Source organism: Ochrobactrum sp. Marseille-Q0166, from assembly GCF_014397025.1.
In the GTDB taxonomy this organism is placed as follows: domain Bacteria; phylum Pseudomonadota; class Alphaproteobacteria; order Rhizobiales; family Rhizobiaceae; genus Brucella.
Genome location: NZ_JACJUO010000001.1, coordinates 1,864,973 through 1,886,172 on the forward strand (window position 1 = coordinate 1,864,973; position 21,200 = coordinate 1,886,172).

The window sequence follows — 21,200 nt, forward strand, 5'->3', positions numbered from 1 at the left end:
AAATACCACCCGTTGCGAGCGTTTGGATTTTAACGAGCTGATCACTTGTCAACCGTAAGCGGAGTCTGCGTCACACATAGCCATTCGTACGAAAGCTGCAAATCCGCTCTAGCCTCCACCTTCAATATTTCGCATACTTTTAGGGCTCTTCGACAAATCGTTCGTTTCAGTGAGGCTCTAGGGTGATGGGGTTGTTCGTGTTGCTTATCGGCTTCCCCGGAGTGGGTAAGTTGACCATCGCAAAAGAGCTTGATGCCTTGATCGGTGCCAAGATCGTTGACAATCACTGGTTCAACAATCCGATTTTACGGCTTTTCGACGATGAAGGATTATCGTCGTTGCCCAGTGATATATGGCAATATACAGGTCAAGTCCGCCAGTCGGTGCTTAGCGCAATATGTAGTTACAGCTCGAGATTTGATAATTTTATTTTCACTCATGCAGGATCTGAGGGCGACAAGCGAAGTATTAGAACGTATTCACAATTTGTCGAAGCGGCGAGCCGATGTGAAGCAACTTTTGTTCCTGTTAGATTGCTTTGCAACGAGGAAGAATTGGTCCGTCGAGTTTCTCTACCCGCGCGGAAACAACACCTAAAATCGACCGATCCCGAGGCATCGAGATATCGAAGCAAAACATCGACCGTTCTAAAAATTCCTCATGCGAATGCTTTGACTTTGGATGTCACGATTAATTCGCCAGTACAAAGCGCTTTGGCAATACGAGATCACATTTCTCGCGTTGCGCATTCTTTCGATGATAGTCCTTGAGGATAATTCCACGGTAAAAGCTCATCGATCCGATTCTGCTTATGGCCATTGACGATTGCGGTGAGCGTGCTGGTCAGCCATTTCTGCGGATCGACCGAATTGAGTTTGCATGTCCCAATCAGTGAGGCGATTGTAGCCCAGTTATGAGCGCCTACTTCGTGGCCTGCGAATAATGCATTTTTTCTGCTCAATGCAATTGGTCGGATCGTACGTTCGACACTGTTGTTATCCAGCTCGACCCGACCATCAGACAGGAACAGACACAAGCCGTCCCAGTATTTAGCTATGTATTTCCATGCCTCGCCCAATGGGGCTTTTGCCGACACGCGTGCACGGTGATGCGCAAGCCATGTTTGCATATCGATGATCAGCGGCTTTGATTGTGCCTGACGAACTGCGAGCCGCGCTTCTGGACTGAGACCACACAATTCAGTCTCGATCTTATAGAGTTCGCCGATCCGTTTTATACCGTCTTCAGCAATCGGGGACGAGCCTATACGAGTGATTTCAATAAGCTTGCGACGCGCATGAGCCCAGCAGTAAGCCAATTGTATATTCGGACCAACACGATCTGGCGCGACCAACCGATTGTAGCCTGCATAACCATCCACTTGCAGGATACCGCTGAAGCCCTTCAATATATGTTCGGCATACTGGCCAGATCGTCCCGGCGCGTAAGTGAAGGCGACACCGGGCGGGGCATTTCCGCCCCATGGTCGGTCATCCCGCGCCAAAACCCAAAAATATCCTGTTTTGGTCTTTCCTGATCCCGGTTCAAGAACCGGTGCACGCGTTTCATCCAGGAACAGTTTATTTGAGCGCTTCAAATCAGCAAGCAGCGCATCAAAGACAGGGCAAAGCTCAAAGGCTGCCCATCCCACCCAGTCAGCCAGTGTCGAGTGATCTATGTCGATGCCCTGACGGCCCATAATCTGGGCCTGGCGATAAAGCGGAAGATGGTCGGCATATTTCGATACCAGCACATGCGCGACCATTGCTTCCGTCGGTAAGCCTGCTGGTATCAATCGGGCGGGAGCGGGTGCTTGCACGACACCATCGGTGCAAACGCGGCATGCATATTTTGGACGATGTGTGACAATGACACGAAACTGCGCAGGGATCACATCCAGTCGTTCAGAAACATCTTCGCCAATGCAATGCAGACACCCGCCGCAGGCACATGTCAGGCTTTCCGGCTCGATCACTTCGTCAATGCGCGGCAGGTGCTTTGGCAAAGAACCACGATTGACGGCACGTGGCTTTGAGGCAGGCTTGGTGCAAGCTGTATCCGCTTCATCTTCCGCATGGATCGCCGCAATGGCAGTTTCCAGATTTTCCAGCGCCAGATCAAACTGCTCAGGATTAATCTTCTCTGACTTACGTCCAAAAGCGGCCTGTTTGAAGGCTGCAACCAGCTTCTCCAGCCGCGCAATCCGATCATCCTTACGAAGACCAAGCGCAGCTGCTGTGATCAGCAGTGCTTTGAGTTCAGCAATATCATTGGGCAGATCGGCAGCATCCAACATGAGCCAAACTTACCAAATCCGGCCTTGATACGCTTGATGATTATGCTGCCAGAGTCATCGTGCCGCAGCAATTAGTGGTCATTTAAATAGTCATTAGCGCTCGAGCTTCCACCGCACGTACTCGGCGCCAGTCAAGGTCTGCAAACAAAGCCCCAAACTGCGCATGGTTCAACGACATCAGCCCATCGCGGATATCCGGCCAGATGAACGTATGGGCTTCCAAACGCTTATAAGCCAGAACCATACCCGTGCCATCCCAGTAGATTAACTTGAGCCGATCCGCCTTGCGCAAACGAAAAACAAATACAGTTCCTGTGAACGGGTTTTTGCGCAATTCATTCTTTACCAACGAAGCTAGCCCGTCATGTCCTTTACGGAAGTCAACAGGCTGTGTTGCCACCATGATCCGCACCCGGCTGGAAGGAAATATCATGATGAGACCGTCAGTCCACGCGCCACTGCAACAATACGCGAAATCGGCGCACCCGATTCAAGGCGTACTATCACTGGACCAATGCATATCTCAACGCAGCTGGGGTAAGAGCCCGATTGTTCTGTCAATGGATCGATGATCACCAAACCCGCGAATTCTATTCCGTCTTCTGGCGCGGGCAGAACCAGTTGACCGCGTTTGGCCAAGGTTCGCCACATAGATAACCTGTTTGCTCGAACGCCATAACGTTGCGCCACATCAACAACTCGTGCACCAGGCCGAAGCGTTTCTGAGACAAGTCTGGCCTTGAATTCCGGCGGCCATTTATTGCTTCCCCCGCTAATACTATTCTCAGGGGTGAGAAACTCCACCGTAGGCCCCATGGGGAAACTGCTTCATCATCCATGAAAAGCCCTTCGCAGATCAAACAGCGCGGGAAAACGTGGGGCTGAAACAGCGGTTACTGTCAACCAATGACTATGAACAGGCATTACCAAATACCATATCCTGATTCCTATGAGAGCTGCGATTACAACCCCGAATTTTAGGCCCCAAATCGCCACTTTTTAGCTCGTCCAGAAAATTTTATTCTCACCGTTTTCAACAGATTTTTTTCTCAATCCTCTCTCAGATTGACATTATATTAAAATATAAATTCCATAGGTTTTTATTCTGACACTGTTTTAAAGCGATCCGCAATCTTAATCTTATTAGCAAGATCCATAACTATGCTTATCATTGCTATCAACTGTCAAACGAAGCTTTTTTTTGCAACCGCCTTAATACTCATCATGTGACTTCGTCATTTTCTCGAAAAATATGATTTTTAACATATTGTTGTTTCAACCACCTTGCAGAAACTACTTCTGAAAACAGTTATTCTATACTATCAAGAGTTATATCGATCCTGCCATAATAACAAATTCGAGCGTGTCGGGGGATAAGCAGAGTCAGTTGCTACGGGTTTGCGGATTGTGTTTTTCTAATTTTGTGGGATGATGATTAGCGCTTTGATACCCCCCGCATCGTGCGAAGCGCAGCCCTAGTATGCGCCCCCGCTGCCGGGGCTTTTTTTGTCTGTCTTATCCAAAAGTAGGGACTGTAAATATTTTACCTTGTGGTAAAATATAATCGCATTTTACAGGCGGGGGTCGCTTGGGGTGCAAGCCCTGGATTGCCCACCAGCAGATCCGGGGCTTTTAGCTGTCTATTTTATAATTTGAAACATACCAAAGCTCTATTAATAAATCTGATAGGGAGTTACCGGAGGCAGGGTAAAATAGATATTGTTAATGGTGACATTTGGCTTCTGGCTTCATCCATCTCAGCATCCATATGAGCCAGTTATCCTGTGTGACGTTTTCCACGATAGGTCCATTCAGCATGGACAAATTCTATCCAGGACAGCGGTACGCATGAATTCGGTATAGTGCTTTCAAAAGCGATTTAGGCGCTCAAACACTAGTAGCGTGAATGTCAAACCGAGCGTCTATACGGCGGCTCCTGAGCGTACTATTTAAGCCGGGCAAATTGTCATGCCGCCCGTATAAACCTCATTCATTTTCTGACTTCGGGTAAACACTATTAACCATCATTATAGATGAGCTATGCGGCACAAAATCGCGGATCTTAGCATCTCCAAGATTGGTGAAGGCAGCACTGCCGGAATGCTATATTGCATACGCTTGACCCTACTCTGTGCATGAGCCAAATCCCCTGCATTAAGCTCACTAGTTTGCATCGATGGCCTTCATGTAGATATAAAAGATGAATTTTGTCTATACGCTCTTATGTTTACTACCTACACAAATTTTAATTCAACACAATTCCTAATAAATATAATTACCAGTATAAACCAACATAAGTAAATTTTTTATAAAATGATAAATAATATATTTAGGATAATATGCTGTATTATTTTATATAATTCTATCAAATTTATAAAATAGTAATCTATATTAATTAATCAGAGAATAAAATTAATTCTGAATAAATATTTAACATGTTATTAATCCGGATAATATCTTCGAGAGGCGTACGCATCAGTAGATGCTTGTTTAGGCTTTCAAATAGTCACAGCCTTGCAAAAAGCTGCTCTTTTTATCTAAATATGAATTATGAATTATGAATTTTATATAAGAATATTCTTATTGGAGACCTACTTATTAGGGTTTCTTCATTTTTGGTTACACAATAATGTTCCCACACATCAAGTCCAACCCTTAGAGGCCCACCTTACTTGATGCAGCGAACCGGCGATCAATTTATGCGCGCCGCTTTTTTTGCCTTATTATGCTTAGGAGATCGTTTGCAAATGCCCATAGACGAGTCTCGTGAGCACAAATTGTATGCAGGTTATTAACGATAACCGAAGCGAACTAAGCCAAGAAACAGAGCACAAACCATCTATATGTGATAGCGCAGGAGTTGATAGACGTTAAACTACTCAACTAAGATAATCCTGACCACCAAAGGTAAACGTAGATGCTTTAAACAAGCCTACGGACAATTGTGCTGCTGTGATTTTCCAGGAAGCTGAAGTGAAAGCCTTCTCCAGCTTACATGCTAAAAAGACTCGATGTTTATCCGCGAGAAAAGCTTTCCCTGAGATAAAAGCACTCTTGCAGATATACGGCGTTAAGGAGCGATTGAGGCACAGGCAGGTATCTTATATCTGCAACTGCAAAGAGTGCCATGTTTAGCCTCGTTTTCTGTTAGTCAAAAATCCGCCAACCTATGGAAACTGGCACTTGCACCCTGTCAGCCGAGATGGATATCACTCCGATTTCTGGCCTTCGCGGGATTTCAATCCGCTTCCCACTGACAGGGATTGTCGTGCCGGATTTGAAATATTCGATAAGGCTTATGGCAACAAGGGATACACAGGATTGTGGCGCGCCATGCTCGACGCCTCCGCACTAGGGGAGAAGGCAGGATGAAGCTGACAGCGGCCATTCTGCTGACCGCATCTTTAAGTTTCATCGCAGGAGAGAAATGGGCCGTGGGCAACGAGCCTCTCCCTATCAAGCGCAATGAGCTGCTGACCCGGTCCATCGAACTCAGCCAGAGCAATCGCGGAGTGATCGAGGATTTCTCGAAGCTCATCAAGGAAACCGATTGGTGCGACGGTCGCCAAGCCCTGAAAGGCGTGAGTGATGGGGCGCGCATTTGCAGAGTATGTTCGCAGAGCGATTGCAAATCGTAGAAAGACGGTTGCTGAAATAGCTCATGAACAAATAACCGAAGAGCGGAAAGCCAATCTACGCGCTTGCTATCAGGCATATCTTGACAACAAGCGCCGCACCGCACTGCAAGAAAGGGGGGAGAGATGACGGCTAAAGCAACACCTTATTGGCCTGCCGCTATGCCGCTCAATCAAGCTGCGGCTTACTGCGGAATATCGACTGCAGCATTCAAGGAAGTTTGCCCTGTTAAGCCGGTATCGCTCACAAGTACAGCAAAGGGGCATCGGTTCCTGCGCCAACGCTTAAATGAGTAGCTTGCCTCACTGGATCAGAATATGGATTATTCCAACCTTTCGCCGTTCGAGGCATGGAAAGCAAAGAGAAATGTACGTTCAGCTTAAAGGGCTGCATACCGTCAAAAAGAAAATGCCGGGCGGAACCGTTAAGGAATATTACTACGCTTGGCGTGGTGGCCCCCGTCTGACTGCTGACCCGATTAAAGACAGAATTGCTTTTATTGCTGAATTTAACGCAATGCGCAGAGCGAACGCGGAGTCTGACAAGGAAACTCTCGCTGGCTTGATCGAGCGTGGGCTGTAGCAAAGCGTGTTTTCTCGTGGGCTGTCGATATGGAATTGATAATGCGCAACCCTTGTGCTGGGGGTGGTCACCTGTGGAAAGGCTTGCGCGCAGACATAATCTGGGCTGATGAACAAATTGATGCGGCAAAGGCAAATCTAGGGAAAGAGCTATGGCAAGCCCTAATGCTGGCGCTTTGGACTGGTCAAAAGCAAGGCGATTGGCTGGCTCTCACATGGACTGCATATGACGGGCAGCATATCCGCCTTAAACAATCGAAAACTGGAAAGCGTGTGACCATCCGTGTCCATTCAGAGCTTAAGAAAATGCTGGATGAAATGACACGAGGTGACGCGGTGAATGTCCTGACAAACACACGTGGAGAGCCATGGACCAGCGATGGGTTTAAAACGTCATGGGGAAGCAACGAAGAATGCGGGAATAAGCGGTGTAACTCTCGGCCACTTACGCGTAACATTCATTACCAAAGCACGGCAAAGCGGGGCAACCATGGAAGAAATTGCAGCCGCTTCCGGCCAATCAATAAAAGACGTAGCAAGAGTGCTAGAAGTACATTATCTGGCGCACGGTGAGGAGACAAATGATGCGGTGATTTTGAAGCTTGAGCGGGGAAAAAAGTGAACAATTCTGTAAACCGCTCACGAAAGGCCTGTAAACCGCCCTTACACCCACATCATCTAAGTCATTGAAAACAATGGCGATCCCGACAGGATTCGAACCTGTGACCATCGGCTTAGAAGGCCGGTGCTCTATCCAGCTGAGCTACGGGACCTCACCATCAGAACCCGGCTTTAGCACAAAGCATAAGGCCGGGAAAAGCTGTTAGTGCGTCCAAGGCTGTGGACGGTAGAAGCTAAAGTTATCCGAATAGGAAACCTTGCGACGCTTCACTTCATGCGGCTCGATTACGCGATAAGCGATACCGTTGCGGGTCGCATATTCAATTGCGTCTTCACGGCTGTCGAAAGACAGGCGAATCTGACTCTTCATGTCACCGGATGATGTGTAGCCCATAAGCGGCTCGACTTTACGAGCGCTTTCTGGCTCATATTCCAGAAGCCAGTTATCGGTTTTGGCTTTACCAGACTGCATTGCTGTCTTAGCTGGACGGTAAATACGTGCAACCATTTAACGAACCTTGATCTATGCTCTTAAGCCCGCGCAGGGCGATAATTTCACCAAGGCAATAGTTTACACGTCACACCATGTCAACGCGATAAAGGCGCACGCCACAGCATCTGACTGCGACATACTCATCTTGGCAAATTCTCTGGAAAAAATGGTCGGAGCGAGAGGATTCGAACCTCCGACCCCCTGATCCCAAATCAGGTGCGCTACCAGGCTGCGCTACGCTCCGTGCTTTGTAAGCGGCCCTTCCCTAGATAATCGCTGGATATAAAGCAAGCGCTAAAAGCATTTTTTTGAATTTTATTTGAAGCGTTTCACAGCCATTATGTTTGCGGTTATTCCTAACCTCCCGGAACCAAGCCTGTCTTGGTGCGTTTCATTTACAACTTTAAATTTTCAGGAGTTTCAGAGTGAATCGCAACGGGCTTTATCTGATTATCGGTGCTCTTGTCGTCGTGGTCGCAGGATTTGCTATCTATACCTATCAAGAGGAAACAAAACCTTCCGGGATCGAAATGAAGATTGGAGAGGGTGGCGTTTCTATCCAGGAAAATTAATCCTTTAGTCTGAGAGAGCGGCGCCAACATGGGCAAATTTTGCAGTCTAAATCGGTTGTAAACATATAAATCGATTAAGATTTCAAACGCTTACCGTTTGTGATGCAACGATTCTTCGCGGTCCATGTTAATTGCGTTGCCAAGAGCCAGTGGAGGGATCGACATGGATATCCAGACTTCAGATGCACTTTATCGTCGCCACGAAAATGAGTGGGCCGCATTTCGTGATGCTGTTCAGCAAAAAGAGGCGAGCCAGAAACGCGGTGAGACTGCTTCCGGTGAAGCCTTTTCGGGCAACAAGGCATCCGGACAGGAATAATTCATCCGACCAGCTTAATTAGAACGCCGCGAAAGCGGCGTTTTTTATTGCCGGAACAACGCTATAAAATCTTAAATTCAAGAAAATTCACTTGGGATTTCAATCTCGTCCGCTACCTTCTGCATATCGAAACAATTTCAGTATTTTGGGATCATGAAATGTCGGCACAGAAAGTAGCGATCATTACGGCAGGTGGCAGCGGAATGGGTGCGGCTTCCGCACGTCGGCTGGCAGCAGACGGTTTTTCCGTCGCAATCCTCTCGTCATCAGGCAAAGGCGAAGCATTGGCCCAGGAACTGGGCGGCATTGGCGTCACTGGGTCGAACCAGTCGGCTGATGACCTAAAGAAGCTCGTCGATCTCACTATCGAAAAATGGGGGCGTATCGATACGCTGGTGAACAGTGCCGGCCACGGTCCGCGCGCACCGATCCTCGATATTACGGATGAAGATTGGCACAAAGGTCTCGATACTTACTTTCTGAATGTTGTGCGCCCAAGCCGTCTTGTCGTGCCTTTCATGCAAAAGCAGAAGTCCGGCACGATCATCAATATCTCGACCGCATGGGCTTTTGAGCCAAGCGCGATGTTCCCGACTTCAGCAGTTTTCCGTGCTGGTCTGGCCTCGTTTACAAAAGTCTTTGCCGACACCTATGCAGCAGACAATATCCGTATGAACAATGTTCTGCCCGGCTGGATCGACAGCCTTCCAGCAACAGAAGAGCGCCGGGATAGCGTGCCTATGCAGCGCTATGGCAAAAGCGAAGAAATTGCTGCGACGGTTTCATTCCTTGCCTCCGAAGGTGCTGCCTATATCACGGGGCAGAACCTGCGCGTGGATGGCGGTCTCACCCGCTCGGTCTGATAAAACTCCTGGTAACCAAATGCGAAGGAAGACTCAGTAGGGTCTTCCTGTCGCGATTCGGACAGGGAACATGAAAAATGGCGCCACGGAAACGGAGCTCCCGCCCGACAAAACGCTCAACAGGGCGTTCTAACGGGCGCAAAAACAGTTCAGGTTCATCCGCACCAATTTTGGCGCTTGCCGCTATTTTGGGATTAGGTGCGTTCAGCCTGTGGGCAACGGCCCAGCATAAAAGCCCACAAGCAGCATTGACCGCTTTGTTCCAGCGCAATGTCCCGACAACCACTTCGTCTGCTCCTGCCAAGGTTGAAACTAGACAGCCTGTCGAGAAGGCCGCGATCGAAAAGAAGTCGCAAAGTAAAGATTATGCTGGCGCGGTGGGTCCCGTGCCACGCCCGGCCGCATTGGTAGCGCCGGCACCCGCCAAGCCTGTGCAGCAAACCGCAATTGAGGTTTCACCCCCCCCAATGCCGACGCAGAAAGTGGCCACACCACCGCCTCCCCCTGCATCCGCACGCGCATTGCCGATGCCACCACGCGGCACCAATACGCCCGCTCATTCCCCATCGGTGATTTACGCCAAAGCAAAACTCACCATTCACAAGAATGCATGGGATCGCTCACCAGCGATCGGTACCGTCGAAAAGGGTCGCGAAATGCGCTCCTATGGCAAGACCGGCAAGTGGCATCGCGTTGTCGTGCCTTCAACCAATATTATTGGCTGGGTTCATGAGGATCAATTGCTCGGTGGCCGTAACAAGCCCGACAGCGCACAGATGATGACCACCGGATCGATTGTCAAAAAGATGCAATCACCGGCTCCAGCGGCATCTGTTGTGCAGAAGGCACGCATTCAGCCGCCAATGGCAGTCGGACAGAGAAACTAGGTTTTCTGCGCGGCAGTTGCCATGGCTGCGATTTGCGGATCACCCGGCAGATAGTCAAAGCCAATTGCGAGCAGTGACGAAGTATCAGCGATCATGTCGCCGAACAGCTGCTCATAAAGCGTCTGTCTGCCCACCAGCGTCAGCAAAAACTTCATAAGAAAGGCTGGCACCGGGAGCAATCGTGGAGCACGCCCCATTGCTTTGCGGGCTTTTGTGATAATTTCGCGGGTTGAGCGGGGTTCTGGCTCGGCGAGATGGAAAATTTGGCCTGAAACCTGATCTTTTTGTGCATTGACGAGAAACATCAATGCACGCGCCACATTTTCCAGCGAAACAAAACTGCGCCGGTTGTCTGCCGAGCCAAAGGGAAGCGGCAATGCGGTGTCGCAAAGCTTCATTAGAGCGCGCAGATTGGCTCGTGCATCTGGGCCATATACGAGCACCGGGCGTGCAATAACCACCTCAATGCCAGGCATTGCAAGCAATGCTGCTTCTGCCTTCGCTTTGGCATGGCCGTAATCATCACGCGGTGAGAACGGCATATCCGGCATCAACGGCGATGGATTGCCTGCGATCGTGTAGATTGTTGAGACAAAGATGAAACGACGCACACCAGCCTGCCTGGCTTTTTCCGCAAGCTCGACTGTCAGGAGATGATTGACAGCGTCAAACTCATCCGACTGTGGTCGCTGAGCACCTGTACGATGCGCAAGTGCAGCGCAATGAATGACCGCATCGACGCCGTCAAAGTCTGGCGTTAAAAGCGCATCGCGTGAAATAGCGAGGGTTTCGTGTTCATCACCAGCCAGCTCGCGCAGAACAGCGCTCCCGATAAATCCGCCAGCGCCAGTGACAGCGACCTTCATCGCTCACCATGGCCAGTTTCGGACAAAACCTGTGCTGCAAGCGTGCGCGTTATGCGCGTTTTCTGCTCCATAGCCGCGTTATCAAGACGATCGACGATCTGGATCGCCGACAGAAGCGAGCGTTCAATGCGGCTCACCAGATAGCTCACCACATGCGGTTCAACGCTGATCTGACGATCAGCAAAGAGTTTGTGAATAACACCACCCAGCAGCATGTCGTCCGGTTCGGCAATTTCCACCACCGTCGCCGCCTTAAGACGTGATGCGAGATCGGGGAGTTTGACTTTCCAGTTTGCAGGCAGAAGACGCGAAGTCATTAGCAGCGACGGTCCCGGACCAAGGGCCGCATTCTGGCGAACGCTGTTGATAAGATGAAACAGGCCCGTTTCATCAAAACGATCCTCGCCGATATTATCAATCAGCACAGGATATTCCGCCGCACCATGCACCACGCTCTCGCTGATGGATTTTGGATTAGCCAGTAACGCACCTGTTGCCGCACGCCAGACTTCCGCAAGATGCGTTTTCCCCGCGCCCGTCGGTCCGGCAAGGATCACTACTGGGGCAACCCAGTTTGGCCAACGGTCGATAAGATCCACCGCCGCACGGTTCGACCCCGTGACGATGATATCTTCGCGGTGATAGCCGGGCTGATGCTCAAGGGCGAGCGGAATCTGACGCGGCGCGTCATTCATCGCTGCCTCCAGAATGTCTGACTCCTGAAAATCTGTCCCGGTTACGTTTCAATTTCATTTCTCTTTGCCTGTATTCTCGCCCGCCTCTATCAGCGGTCCGACATCTGAATGCGAACGCTTGTAAGCAGGGTCGTACATCGGAGAATGGAGATAGCGATTCAGGGCAAAGCGCACAAGCACCCCGACCGCTGCCGCAGCTGGCACTGCAACCAGCATTCCAGTGAAACCAAACAGAGAACCGAAAGCGAACAGAGCGAACATCAGCCATACCGGATGCAGGCCCACAGACGACCCGACGAGCTTTGGCTGGAGGATGTTTCCCTCCACAAACTGGCCCAGGAAAAACACGGCAGCAACAGCAACGATCATGATCCAATCCGGCCAGAACTGCACCAGTGCGACACCGATCGCAAGCGTCAGACCAACGAAGGAACCGATATAGGGAATGAAGCTGATAAGCCCAGCAAAAAAGCCGATCAGCAGGCCAAAGTTAAGCCCCGTCAGGGTCAGGCCGATAGCGTAATAAGTGCCGAGAATGAGGCACAAAGTGCCCTGTCCGCGTACGAAGCCAGCCACCGCTGCATCCATGTCGCGAGCAATACCGCGGACGGTATAAAGTTGCCTGCGCGGAACCCATGAATCGATACGATCAATCATGCGATCCCAATCAAGCAGCATGTAGAACGCAACCACCGGCGTAACGATGAAAAGACCCGCAATATCAATCAAAGATTTCCCCGAATTCCACAGGGACTGAAGCAATGTTGATAGAAAACCGGCACCCTGTTGCAGGAGTGTGCTCAAGTTTTCCTGAATGACTGAGCTATCGATACCGATAAAGCGTTTGAGCCACTGCGAATTCTCATTCGCGAGAAGTGCCTGCAATTGCGAAATATAATCGGGTAGCTTGGCAATAAAATCGGCAAGCTGTGTTGCGAGAACCGGTATGATGATCATCAATCCGACGACGAGTATGATCAGGAAGACCAGCAGAATGACGATTGTTGCAGCCAATCGCGAGAGACCCAACCGTTCCAGACGATCTGCAACAGGATCAAGAAAGTATGCCAGCGCCATACCTGCAACGAAGGGCAGAAGAACCGGGCTGAATATAACGAGAAATAAAACGAAAACAGCGACAGCGCATGTCCAGAACACGGCCTGACGACGGACGACAGAACCTGTAAAGCCGCCGACTTCTACATTGACGTGAATATCGCCGTCCCGAGTCACAGCTTCGGCCTGCTGTATCGTCTTGGTGGTCGTGTCATGTACAGGAGCTGGTTTCTTGGCCATATTGATCCATTCTCTGCAAAGATATTTCCCGCGTCTGAGCTATTATAATATATCGATGTTACTATTCTCGTAAGCGCAGGCAGATAGAGATAGTTAGATCGCCGCAAAAAGATTGCAATGATTATGCGTGAGGCGTTCGTCTTCTGTCGACAAGTTACTGCAAATCCACAATCGCATGAATTTCGGTAGATTTCTGCAGTGTTTTGCGCTTTTACGGCCTTCTGGCCTTGCAGGACACGCAATCTCATGTCATTGCGCCCTCATTATTCCCCAGATAAGGGCACAGCCCCGTTTCAGGCCAGTTTCAGGAGCAGGTGATGACCACGGAAAATAACCCCGCCAGAAAAAATGGACTGACTTATGCTGAAGCGGGTGTCGATATCGATGCCGGCAATCTGATGGTCGACAAGATCAAACCACTTGTGCGCTCGACGCGCCGTCCCGGAGCGGATGGCGAAATTGGTGGTTTTGGGGGTCTGTTCGATCTCAAGGCAGCAGGCTTCACCGATCCGGTGCTGGTTGCAGCCAATGACGGCGTCGGCACCAAGCTCAAAATTGCAATCGATGCAGACAAGCACGACACTGTTGGGATCGATCTTGTTGCCATGTGCGTGAACGATCTCGTTGTTCAGGGCGCAGAGCCGCTGTTCTTTCTCGATTATTTTGCAACCGGCAAGCTGTCCCCTGATCAGGGTGTAGCCATTGTGTCTGGTATCGCAGAAGGCTGCCTTCAGGCTGGTTGCGCACTGATTGGCGGTGAAACCGCCGAAATGCCGGGCATGTATCGCGATGGTGATTACGATCTGGCTGGCTTTGCGGTGGGCGCTGCAGAACGCAATCATCTGCTACCACGCGGAGATGTTTCCGAAGGCGATATCATCATCGGCCTTTCGTCGTCGGGCGTTCACTCCAACGGCTTCTCTCTTGTTCGCCGTATTGTCGAAATGTCCGGCCTTGGCTGGAAATCGGATGCACCGTTCAAGGAAGGCGCAACGCTTGGTGAAGCGCTGCTGGAACCAACCCGCATCTATGTGACGCCGTTGCTTGCCGCGATCCGTGCTTCAGATGGTATAAAGGCATTGGCCCATATCACTGGCGGCGGTTTCCCGGATAATATCCCCCGCGTTTTGCCAGAAGGTCTTGCCGCTGAAATCAATCTCGATGCAATCGATGTTCCAGCCGTATTCTCCTGGCTTGCAAAAACCGGCGGAGTCGAACCGCTCGAAATGCTGCGCACCTTTAACTGCGGCATCGGCATGATCGCCGTTGTTTCACCGGACAAGGTGAACGAAGTGACTGCAGCACTCACCAATGAAGGCGAAAACGTCACAACACTTGGCCGTATGGTCAAGCGTGAAGGCGAAGGCGTGGTCTATCAGGGTACGCTGAAGCTATGAGCCGTAAACGGGTCGTCATTTTTATCTCGGGCGGTGGCTCCAACATGGAGGCTCTGATCCGCGCTGCGCAGACGACCGATTTTCCAGCTGAAATAGTCTCGGTCTTTTCTGACAAGTCAGACGCAGGTGGCCTTGCCAAAGCACAAGCCGCGGGCATCCCGACACAGGTGTTTACCCGCAAGGATTACGCCTCCAAGGAAGCGCATGAAGATGCGATTCTTGAAGCGCTTGCCGCTTTGAACCCGGACATTATCTGCCTTGCAGGTTATATGCGGCTCCTCACCGCCAAATTCATTGCACCTTATGAAGGCCGCATCCTGAACATCCACCCGTCGCTGCTGCCGCTTTTTGCAGGCCTTCACACGCATCAGCGAGCATTGGACGCAGGCATGAAGCTTGCAGGTTGCACTGTACATCTGGTGACGGAAGGCATGGATGAAGGTCCGATTCTGGCACAGGCTGCGGTGCCGATCGTGGAAGGCGATACGGAGAGCAGCCTTGCTGCGCGCGTTTTGAAAGCGGAACATAAAATCTACGCTTTAGCCCTCAGGAAATTTGCCAGCGGTGACGCGGAAACAGGCCTGTCACAAGATACGATGATCATCAGCGCCTGACGTAGAAGGGCGCGAATAAGCGCGACAAATTAATCACACCCGAATTTTTTCGTTAACAAAACTTTAATTCTCGCGAAAATGCCCTAATTCAGGTTCGTAAGGGAAGCTGCTTCGGCAACCCGTGAGATTCGCATAAGCGTTTCTTTCAGTATGTGTTTATTAGAGGACAAAATCATGTCTCTCCGTTTTTCGACTTCCTTCCTGTCGGCCATGGCCGTCGTTTCGGGCATTGCTATTTCTGCACCTGCTTTCGCTGCAGATTATGTAGCGTCTCCCAACTCAGGTCGCACCCAGCCACGTTCGGAAGTTGGCACTCTTACCTGTGACATTTCCCCTGCAATCGGCGTCATTATTGGTAGCCAGCAGGACGTGGATTGTGTTTTCAAACCTGTTCGCGGTCGCGGCCCGGTGGAACATTACACCGGCAACATCACAAAAATCGGCGTTGATGTCGGCTTCATCAATGGCGGTACTGTTGCATGGGCTGTGTGGGCGCCAACCGTTCGCCCTGAAGGCGCGCTCAAAGGCCGTTATGTCGGCGCATCGGCAAACGCCGCTATCGGTATTGGTGCTGGCACCAATATCCTGACCGGTGGTTCTTGGAAGACAATTTCGCTGCAGCCTATTTCGGTTCAGGGCCAGAAAGGTCTCAACGCAGCTGTTGGCCTCTCCAAGCTCAAACTGAACTACGCAGGCTAATTGAGTTTGAACCAATTAAAACCCGCGCCCAACATGAGTTCGGCGCGGGTTTTCTATTTTGGCGCGCACCTTGTTCCGAAAACCGGTTCCCACTTTTCGGGATGCGCTTTATGAAAGCTTTCTGATCCAGATTTTGGTGTCATGAACTGCCAGACCACCATAAGGTGCGGCCGGTTCCGCTCCGATCAGCGTGTTGATCCCCTCGCCCCGCTCGAACGTCGAGTTTGGGAAAATACCTTCCGACACAACGACACCACGCTTTTGACCAGCGCGCAACACTGCATGTAGCACCACTTCACCGCGATGATTGCCGATTTCAATCCGTTCACCATCTAAGATATCAAGCTGAGCCGCATCATCCGGGTGGATGAGAAGCTCTGGACGAACCTCTTTGGCAAGAGATGTTGGTGTTTCGGCAAATGTCGAATTCAGGAAATTATGGGCGGGCGATGTGGCAAGACGGAATGGGTGTTCGGCATCCACCGCCTCAATCACGTTCCAATAGTCCGGAAACTCTGGAATTGAGTGGTGTGGCCCCTGCAGGCCCATGACTTCCGGTGGTTTGTTTGGTGACGGACTGCCGGTCCAATCGGGACGGAAGCGGAACTTGCCGTCCGGCCATTTGAAGCCATTGATGTAATGGGCTTCCTCAAATGGCGGCTGCACATCGACAAAGCGCTTTTCCTTCAATTCATCGAAATGCGGAAGATCGCTGTTGGCATTCATGTTGTCGATCAACGTACGCTCATCGACGTTAAAGCCCGGCAGATGAGCAACGCCCAGCCGCTCAGCCAACTCATTTATAACAAAGATATTAGGCCGAGCTTCTGCCAGAGGTTCGATCAGCTTCGGCCCTAGCACCACATGCTGCTGTCCGCCACCACGGTAAATATCGTCATGTTCAAGAAATGTCGTCGCAGGCAAAAGCACGTCAGCCATCATCGCAGTATCGGTCATGAACTGCTCATGCACGGCAACAAACAGGTCTTCGCGGGCGAAGCCCTGCCGCACCAAGCGCTGTTCCGGCGTTACATTCATCGGATTTGTGTTCTGGATGAGCATCGCCGTTACAGGCGGGCCTCCGTACAACGCTTCGCTATCGCCAGTAAGAATACGCCCGATCTTCGACTGATCAAGAAAACGCAGGCTTTTATCCTGCATTGCGCTGCCTTCGATCTCGCGCTTGTCCATCTTGAAGATGCCGGCATTGGAATGAAACGCGCCACCGCCCTCATATTGGAATGCGCCGGTAACACACGCAATTGATGCGGCAGCGTGCATGTTCACAGCACCATTGCGCTGGCGTGTAAAGCCGTAGCCAAGCCGGAAATAGCTACGCTTGGTCTGTCCCACCAGATGTGCAAAAGCTTCGATTTCCTCGACACTCAGGCCGGTGATTTCTGCTGCCCATTCCGGTGTACGGGTCTGAAGATGGGATTCCAACCCCTTTGGATCGTCGGTGTAGCGATTGAGATAATCCCAGTCCGCAAGACCATCACGAAACAGCACATGCATGACAGCGCAAGCAAAAGCACCATCCGTTCCGGGCTTAAGCACAATGCCCATATCCGCCTGTCGCACAGTCGCATTGGCATAGATGTCGATGACGACGATCTTGGCTCCGCGATCCTTGCGTGCCCGCACGGCATGCGTCATCACATTGACCTGCGTAGCTGCGGCATTCGTGCCCCAGATAATGACCACGTCGGCCTTTGCCATTTCGCGCGGATCAGGCCCCGTCAGGCTACCGGTACCAGCAAAATAACCAGTCCACGCCATATTTGTGCAGAAACTGTCGAACTGGTTCGAATAGCGTTTGGCATAGCGCAGGCGATTGATGGAATCGCGCTGCACGAGCCCCATTGTACCAGCATAGTAATATGGCCAGACGGTTTCGCTGCCATAGGTCTGCTCGGCCTTGATGAAGCGTTCAGCAATGAGATCAAGCGCTGCTTCCCATGACGCCCGCTTCCACTCGCCACCACCCTTGCGGCCAGCGCGAATGAGCGGATGTTTCAAACGGTCGGGATGGTGAACCCTCTCGGCATACCGGGCCACCTTGGCGCAGATCACACCAGCGGTATAGCTGTTGTCCTTGGTGCCACGGACACGACCGATTGTGCGCTCGTCTAAAAGTTCGACATCAAGCGCACAGGTGGAGGGACAATCATGCGGACAGGCAGAATGCCCGATTTTGATATTTGACTTGGGGGATGGCTGGCTCATAGTGCTTTTTATCGCAACCGAAGTTCCTCAGAAACGAATTTCTGACGAATTGAACAACCTGCGACGAAATGGATTTTTATGAAAGCCGTAAGGTTACGGCACCAAGAACAATCAGACCGGCTGCTAGAAGACGTGGCAACCCCACTCTCTCTTTGAGAATGAGTCCCGAAATCAAAATACCAAAGAGAATGGCGGTTTCCCTCAATGCTGCGACCATTGCAATTGGCGCCATAGTCATAGCCCACAGAGCAAGGCCATAAGATAACAGAGTGCCTATGCCACCGATAAGTGACGGACGCCAATGATTGCGAACATAGTGCAGAAAGCGATCAGGTTCGCGGTAAAGCGCCCAACCCGCCAGTGGAAAAGCATTTACCAGAAACAACCAGAGCGTGTATGACAAGGTATGCCCTGACGCACGCACACCGACGCCGTCGATGATGGTATAGGCTGCGATGAATCCAGCATTGGCTATAGCCAGCAGTGCGGTTTTGCTGGAGGTGCCACCATTGCGATGCCGTGCTTCAATCGCCATTGCCAGAACGCCCGAGCAAATCAGAATAACGCCGATCCAACCACCCAGACCGATGCGCTCGCCAATCAAAGGTGCACTGACAAGAGCTACCAATAAGGGCGGAGTACCCCGCATGATCGGATAAGCCTCGCTCATATCGCCGGATTTATAGGCGGCTGCGACCAGCGACATGTAAAATATCTGCGTGATGGTCGACAGGCCGATGTAAATCCAACTTGAGGGATGCGGCAGCGGTAAGAACGGCAGGAAGAAAACGGCAATCAGACCAGCCGCCCCAACCACACAGGCGGCTGCAAAAAATTTGTCGCTTCCGCCTTTGACGATGGCATTCCAGCTTGCGTGGAAAAACGCACCACAAAGGACAATCAGCAGTACGCTACCAGACATGGAAGACTCGACTCAGATGAGAGCAGATAATGAAGGTTTTATGTCACATTTGGTGAAACAGGGATATTGCCGAAAGCAACGAGGCATGAAACAAGCGCCGTTATGAATTATCGTCACGCCTATCACGCCGGGAACTTTGCCGATGTCGTCAAGCACGTCATCCTTTCCCGCATTGTTGAATATCTCAAGCGGAAGGATCAGGCCTTTCGCGTTATCGATACCCATGCAGGCATCGGCCTTTACGATCTGCGCGGCACCGAGGCAGGCAAAACCGGCGAATGGACCGGCGGTATCCGCCGCATTTTCGATGCAGTCGAAAAGGGTGAAATCCCGGATACTGCAATTGAACTGCTGCAGCCTTATCTCGATGTGGTTCGCACGGTGAATAAGGGTAAAGAGCTACGTCACTATCCCGGCTCGCCGCTTTTGACCCGTCATCTGTTACGTAAACAGGATCGCATGTCGGCGCTGGAGCTTCATCCGCAAGATGCCAAAAAGCTGGCGAAGCTGTTTGACGGTGATTATCAGGTGCGCGTCATAGAACTGGACGGCTGGCTTGCGCTCGGTGCGCACATGCCGCCGAAGGAGAAACGCGGACTGGTTCTGATCGATCCGCCATTTGAGATTGCAGGAGAATTCGACCGGTTGGTCGATGGTCTCGTGAAGGCACATAAGCGCTTTCCAGGGGGGACTTTTGCGCTCTGGTATCCCGTCAAGGATCGCAGGGAAACCGAGCGTTTTGCAAAATGTCTGCGTGAAACAGAAATTCCGAAGATCATGCGCATTGAACTTGCGATTCGTGCACCGTCTCTTGAGCCCAAGCTCGATGGAACAGGAATGATCATCGTCAATCCGCCCTATACACTCGAAAGTGAGATGCAAATCCTGCTTCCCTGCCTTACCAAGTTGCTTAGTGAAGAAAAGGGGAGCCATTTCAGCATCCAATGGATACGCAGTGAGACGGATCACACTTGACCGCTGTCCCTTGCTGAATGAAACTGCACTCAGCCAATTTAATGACGTGAGCTTCGTGCTCGAATTGTGAGACAGGATAGAGACATGCAACGCAAGTTGGATCGCATCGGACAGTTTTCTCGTGCAGCACTTCTGGCTGCATTAGCTCTTCCCCTGACGTTCACTGCCCTGCCAGCAAGCGCCGCTGATTATCTCAAATCAGCTCCAACTGCCATCGGCGACGCAGGTCTCTGCAATCAGCAAAGTGTTCTGCGCCGCGTGGTTTCTGATTTCGGATATCAAGTTCGTCATGTGCCGCACCTTCCGCAGGTCGGCATTTCAGCGATGAGCGATGTTCGCCTCACCCGTTATGAGCCCAAGAACAATCCAGCGCAGATCGAGCGCACCTACTGTCGGGCAACAGCTGTGCTCAGCAATGGGCAGTATCGCCCGGTCTGGTATATGGTTGAAGAAGGTCAAGGTTTCGCCGGCGTCGGCAGCAATGTCGAATTCTGCGTCGAAGGGTTCGACCGCTGGTATGTCTTTGACGCTAGCTGCCGCGTTCTGCGCTGATCGGACGGACAATGTTACGCAAACTGGCGGCGATTTCAGCAGCCCTTCTTGCAACTTCATTTGTAGCGCTACCCGCAACAGCGCAACACCGGGGCAGCGACCGCCCCGGTGTTTTTGATTTTTACGTGCTCTCGCTTTCATGGTCACCAAGTTACTGCGCCTTGGAAGGGCCCAGAGCAAACAGGCAACAATGCGGGACCAACCGACCTTTTGGGTTTGTCGTTCATGGCCTTTGGCCGCAGAATGAATGGGGCTATCCGGCGAATTGTCAGTTCGATGATACGCGCAGCCGTGGCAGTTTCGTGGCGCGGCAGATTGTGTCCAGCGTATCCGACATCATGCCTTCCACGGGTCTTGTCGCCCATCAATGGCGCAAGCATGGAAGCTGCTCAGGCCTTTCTCAAAGCGAATATTTCAACACAATCCGCCAAGCTTATGAGCATGTGAACATTCCGCCAAGCCTTCGCAGTCTGGCTGGAAACCGTCGTGTTGATCCGGCATTGGTGGAAAAAGCCTTTATTGCCGCCAATCCGGGGATGAAACTTGATGGAATCTCCATTTCCTGCAATCGCAATTACATGCAGGAGGTTCGTATATGCATGACGAAAGATCTAAAATTTCGACCCTGCGAACAGGTTAATAATAACGCATGCCGCAGCCACTCAGTTATGATGCCTGCGACGAGATAGT

23 protein-coding genes and 2 tRNA genes are annotated in these 21,200 nt (G+C 51.1%); 14 read left to right on the forward strand and 11 right to left on the reverse strand.

What is annotated here, in order from left to right:
- The first annotated feature begins 185 nt into the window (after positions 1-185).
- Complete coding sequence (locus H5024_RS08880; RefSeq protein ID WP_187545530.1) at positions 186-770, forward strand: chloramphenicol phosphotransferase; 585 nt, start codon at positions 186-188, stop codon at positions 768-770.
- On the opposite strand, the gene H5024_RS08885 is transcribed toward H5024_RS08880, so the two are convergent.
- From H5024_RS08885 to H5024_RS08895, 3 genes are all read right to left on the reverse strand, one after another.
- Complete coding sequence (locus H5024_RS08885; RefSeq protein ID WP_187545532.1) at positions 728-2,296, reverse strand: IS66 family transposase; 1,569 nt, start codon at positions 2,294-2,296, stop codon at positions 728-730. The two genes, H5024_RS08880 and H5024_RS08885, sit on opposite strands and share 43 nt — an antisense overlap.
- A gap of 82 nt (positions 2,297-2,378) precedes the next feature.
- A complete protein-coding gene (gene tnpB / locus H5024_RS08890; RefSeq protein WP_187545535.1) occupies positions 2,379-2,729 on the reverse strand; it encodes an IS66 family insertion sequence element accessory protein TnpB in 351 nt (116 codons plus the stop codon).
- Entirely contained in the window at positions 2,726-3,112 is a 387-nt protein-coding gene (locus H5024_RS08895; protein ID WP_187545538.1) for a transposase, read from the reverse strand. Before H5024_RS08895 ends, tnpB begins: the two co-directional genes overlap by 4 nt.
- Positions 3,113-5,664: 2,552 nt before the next feature.
- On the opposite strand from H5024_RS08895, the gene H5024_RS08900 reads away from it, so the two are divergent.
- From H5024_RS08900 to H5024_RS08910, 3 genes are all read left to right on the forward strand, one after another.
- Positions 5,665-5,934, forward strand: coding sequence for a hypothetical protein (locus H5024_RS08900; protein WP_187545540.1), 270 nt, complete (start codon positions 5,665-5,667; stop codon positions 5,932-5,934).
- 364 nt (positions 5,935-6,298) lie between these two features.
- Positions 6,299-6,514 carry a hypothetical protein gene (locus H5024_RS08905; RefSeq protein WP_187545543.1) on the forward strand — a complete coding sequence of 72 codons (216 nt, stop codon included), beginning with the start codon at positions 6,299-6,301 and terminating at the stop codon, positions 6,512-6,514.
- Between the two features lie 378 nt (positions 6,515-6,892).
- Positions 6,893-7,135, forward strand: coding sequence for a hypothetical protein (locus tag H5024_RS08910; protein WP_187545545.1), 243 nt, complete (start codon positions 6,893-6,895; stop codon positions 7,133-7,135).
- 74 nt (positions 7,136-7,209) lie between these two features.
- Here H5024_RS08910 and H5024_RS08915 read toward each other — a convergent pair.
- The 3 genes from H5024_RS08915 to H5024_RS08925 form a co-directional block, all read right to left on the reverse strand.
- Positions 7,210-7,286 (reverse strand) — tRNA-Arg (locus tag H5024_RS08915).
- Positions 7,287-7,336: 50 nt separating this feature from the next.
- Positions 7,337-7,642: an ETC complex I subunit gene (locus tag H5024_RS08920; RefSeq protein WP_007874386.1), complete on the reverse strand. Its 306-nt coding sequence runs from the start codon at positions 7,640-7,642 to the stop codon at positions 7,337-7,339.
- Between the two features lie 152 nt (positions 7,643-7,794).
- A tRNA-Pro gene (locus H5024_RS08925) sits at positions 7,795-7,871 on the reverse strand.
- A 181-nt stretch (positions 7,872-8,052) separates the two neighbouring features.
- On the opposite strand from H5024_RS08925, the gene H5024_RS08930 reads away from it, so the two are divergent.
- From H5024_RS08930 to H5024_RS08945, 4 genes are all read left to right on the forward strand, one after another.
- On the forward strand, positions 8,053-8,199 hold the full coding sequence (locus H5024_RS08930) for a hypothetical protein (RefSeq protein WP_187545547.1): 147 nt from the start codon (positions 8,053-8,055) through the stop codon (positions 8,197-8,199).
- A 163-nt stretch (positions 8,200-8,362) separates the two neighbouring features.
- Complete coding sequence (locus H5024_RS08935; protein WP_187545549.1) at positions 8,363-8,518, forward strand: hypothetical protein; 156 nt, start codon at positions 8,363-8,365, stop codon at positions 8,516-8,518.
- Between the two features lie 158 nt (positions 8,519-8,676).
- Positions 8,677-9,381, forward strand: coding sequence for an SDR family oxidoreductase (locus tag H5024_RS08940; RefSeq protein ID WP_187545552.1), 705 nt, complete (start codon positions 8,677-8,679; stop codon positions 9,379-9,381).
- Positions 9,382-9,458: 77 nt separating this feature from the next.
- The gene (locus H5024_RS08945) at positions 9,459-10,268 is read left to right on the forward strand and encodes a hypothetical protein (protein ID WP_187545554.1); all 810 of its coding nucleotides are present in this window, start codon (positions 9,459-9,461) and stop codon (positions 10,266-10,268) included.
- On the opposite strand, the gene H5024_RS08950 is transcribed toward H5024_RS08945, so the two are convergent.
- The 3 genes from H5024_RS08950 to H5024_RS08960 are packed head-to-tail and all read right to left on the reverse strand — an operon-like array spanning position 10,265 to position 13,125.
- Positions 10,265-11,134, reverse strand: a complete 870-nt coding sequence (locus H5024_RS08950) for an NAD-dependent epimerase/dehydratase family protein (RefSeq protein WP_187545557.1) — start codon at positions 11,132-11,134, stop codon at positions 10,265-10,267. The genes H5024_RS08945 and H5024_RS08950 overlap by 4 nt on opposite strands.
- A complete protein-coding gene (gene hdaA, locus H5024_RS08955) occupies positions 11,131-11,841 on the reverse strand; it encodes a DnaA regulatory inactivator HdaA (RefSeq protein WP_187546731.1) in 711 nt (236 codons plus the stop codon). The genes H5024_RS08950 and hdaA overlap by 4 nt, the downstream gene beginning before the upstream one ends.
- A gap of 42 nt (positions 11,842-11,883) precedes the next feature.
- Entirely contained in the window at positions 11,884-13,125 is a 1,242-nt protein-coding gene (locus H5024_RS08960; RefSeq protein ID WP_187545559.1) for an AI-2E family transporter, read from the reverse strand.
- Between the two features lie 317 nt (positions 13,126-13,442).
- On the opposite strand from H5024_RS08960, the gene purM reads away from it, so the two are divergent.
- From purM to H5024_RS08975, 3 genes are all read left to right on the forward strand, one after another.
- On the forward strand, positions 13,443-14,522 hold the full coding sequence (gene purM, locus H5024_RS08965) for a phosphoribosylformylglycinamidine cyclo-ligase (protein ID WP_187545561.1): 1,080 nt from the start codon (positions 13,443-13,445) through the stop codon (positions 14,520-14,522).
- Positions 14,519-15,136 (forward strand): phosphoribosylglycinamide formyltransferase, encoded by a 618-nt coding sequence (purN, locus tag H5024_RS08970; protein WP_187545563.1) that lies wholly within the window; start codon positions 14,519-14,521, stop codon positions 15,134-15,136. The genes purM and purN overlap by 4 nt, the downstream gene beginning before the upstream one ends.
- Positions 15,137-15,310: 174 nt before the next feature.
- Positions 15,311-15,835: a DUF992 domain-containing protein gene (locus H5024_RS08975; protein WP_187545566.1), complete on the forward strand. Its 525-nt coding sequence runs from the start codon at positions 15,311-15,313 to the stop codon at positions 15,833-15,835.
- A gap of 108 nt (positions 15,836-15,943) precedes the next feature.
- Here H5024_RS08975 and H5024_RS08980 read toward each other — a convergent pair whose 3' ends face one another.
- On the reverse strand, positions 15,944-18,061 hold the full coding sequence (locus H5024_RS08980; RefSeq protein WP_187545568.1) for a molybdopterin oxidoreductase family protein: 2,118 nt from the start codon (positions 18,059-18,061) through the stop codon (positions 15,944-15,946).
- Between the two features lie 76 nt (positions 18,062-18,137).
- Positions 18,138-18,983: a DMT family transporter gene (locus tag H5024_RS08985; RefSeq protein WP_187545570.1), complete on the reverse strand. Its 846-nt coding sequence runs from the start codon at positions 18,981-18,983 to the stop codon at positions 18,138-18,140.
- A 102-nt stretch (positions 18,984-19,085) separates the two neighbouring features.
- On the opposite strand from H5024_RS08985, the gene H5024_RS08990 reads away from it, so the two are divergent.
- The 3 genes from H5024_RS08990 (at position 19,086) to H5024_RS09000 (ending at position 21,199) form a co-directional block, all read left to right on the forward strand.
- The gene (locus H5024_RS08990) at positions 19,086-19,958 is read left to right on the forward strand and encodes a 23S rRNA (adenine(2030)-N(6))-methyltransferase RlmJ (RefSeq protein WP_187545573.1); all 873 of its coding nucleotides are present in this window, start codon (positions 19,086-19,088) and stop codon (positions 19,956-19,958) included.
- An 84-nt stretch (positions 19,959-20,042) separates the two neighbouring features.
- Positions 20,043-20,510, forward strand: a complete 468-nt coding sequence (locus tag H5024_RS08995) for a phage portal protein (RefSeq protein WP_187545575.1) — start codon at positions 20,043-20,045, stop codon at positions 20,508-20,510.
- An 11-nt stretch (positions 20,511-20,521) separates the two neighbouring features.
- The gene (locus H5024_RS09000; protein ID WP_187545577.1) at positions 20,522-21,199 is read left to right on the forward strand and encodes a ribonuclease T; all 678 of its coding nucleotides are present in this window, start codon (positions 20,522-20,524) and stop codon (positions 21,197-21,199) included.
- Position 21,200 lies beyond the last annotated feature (1 nt).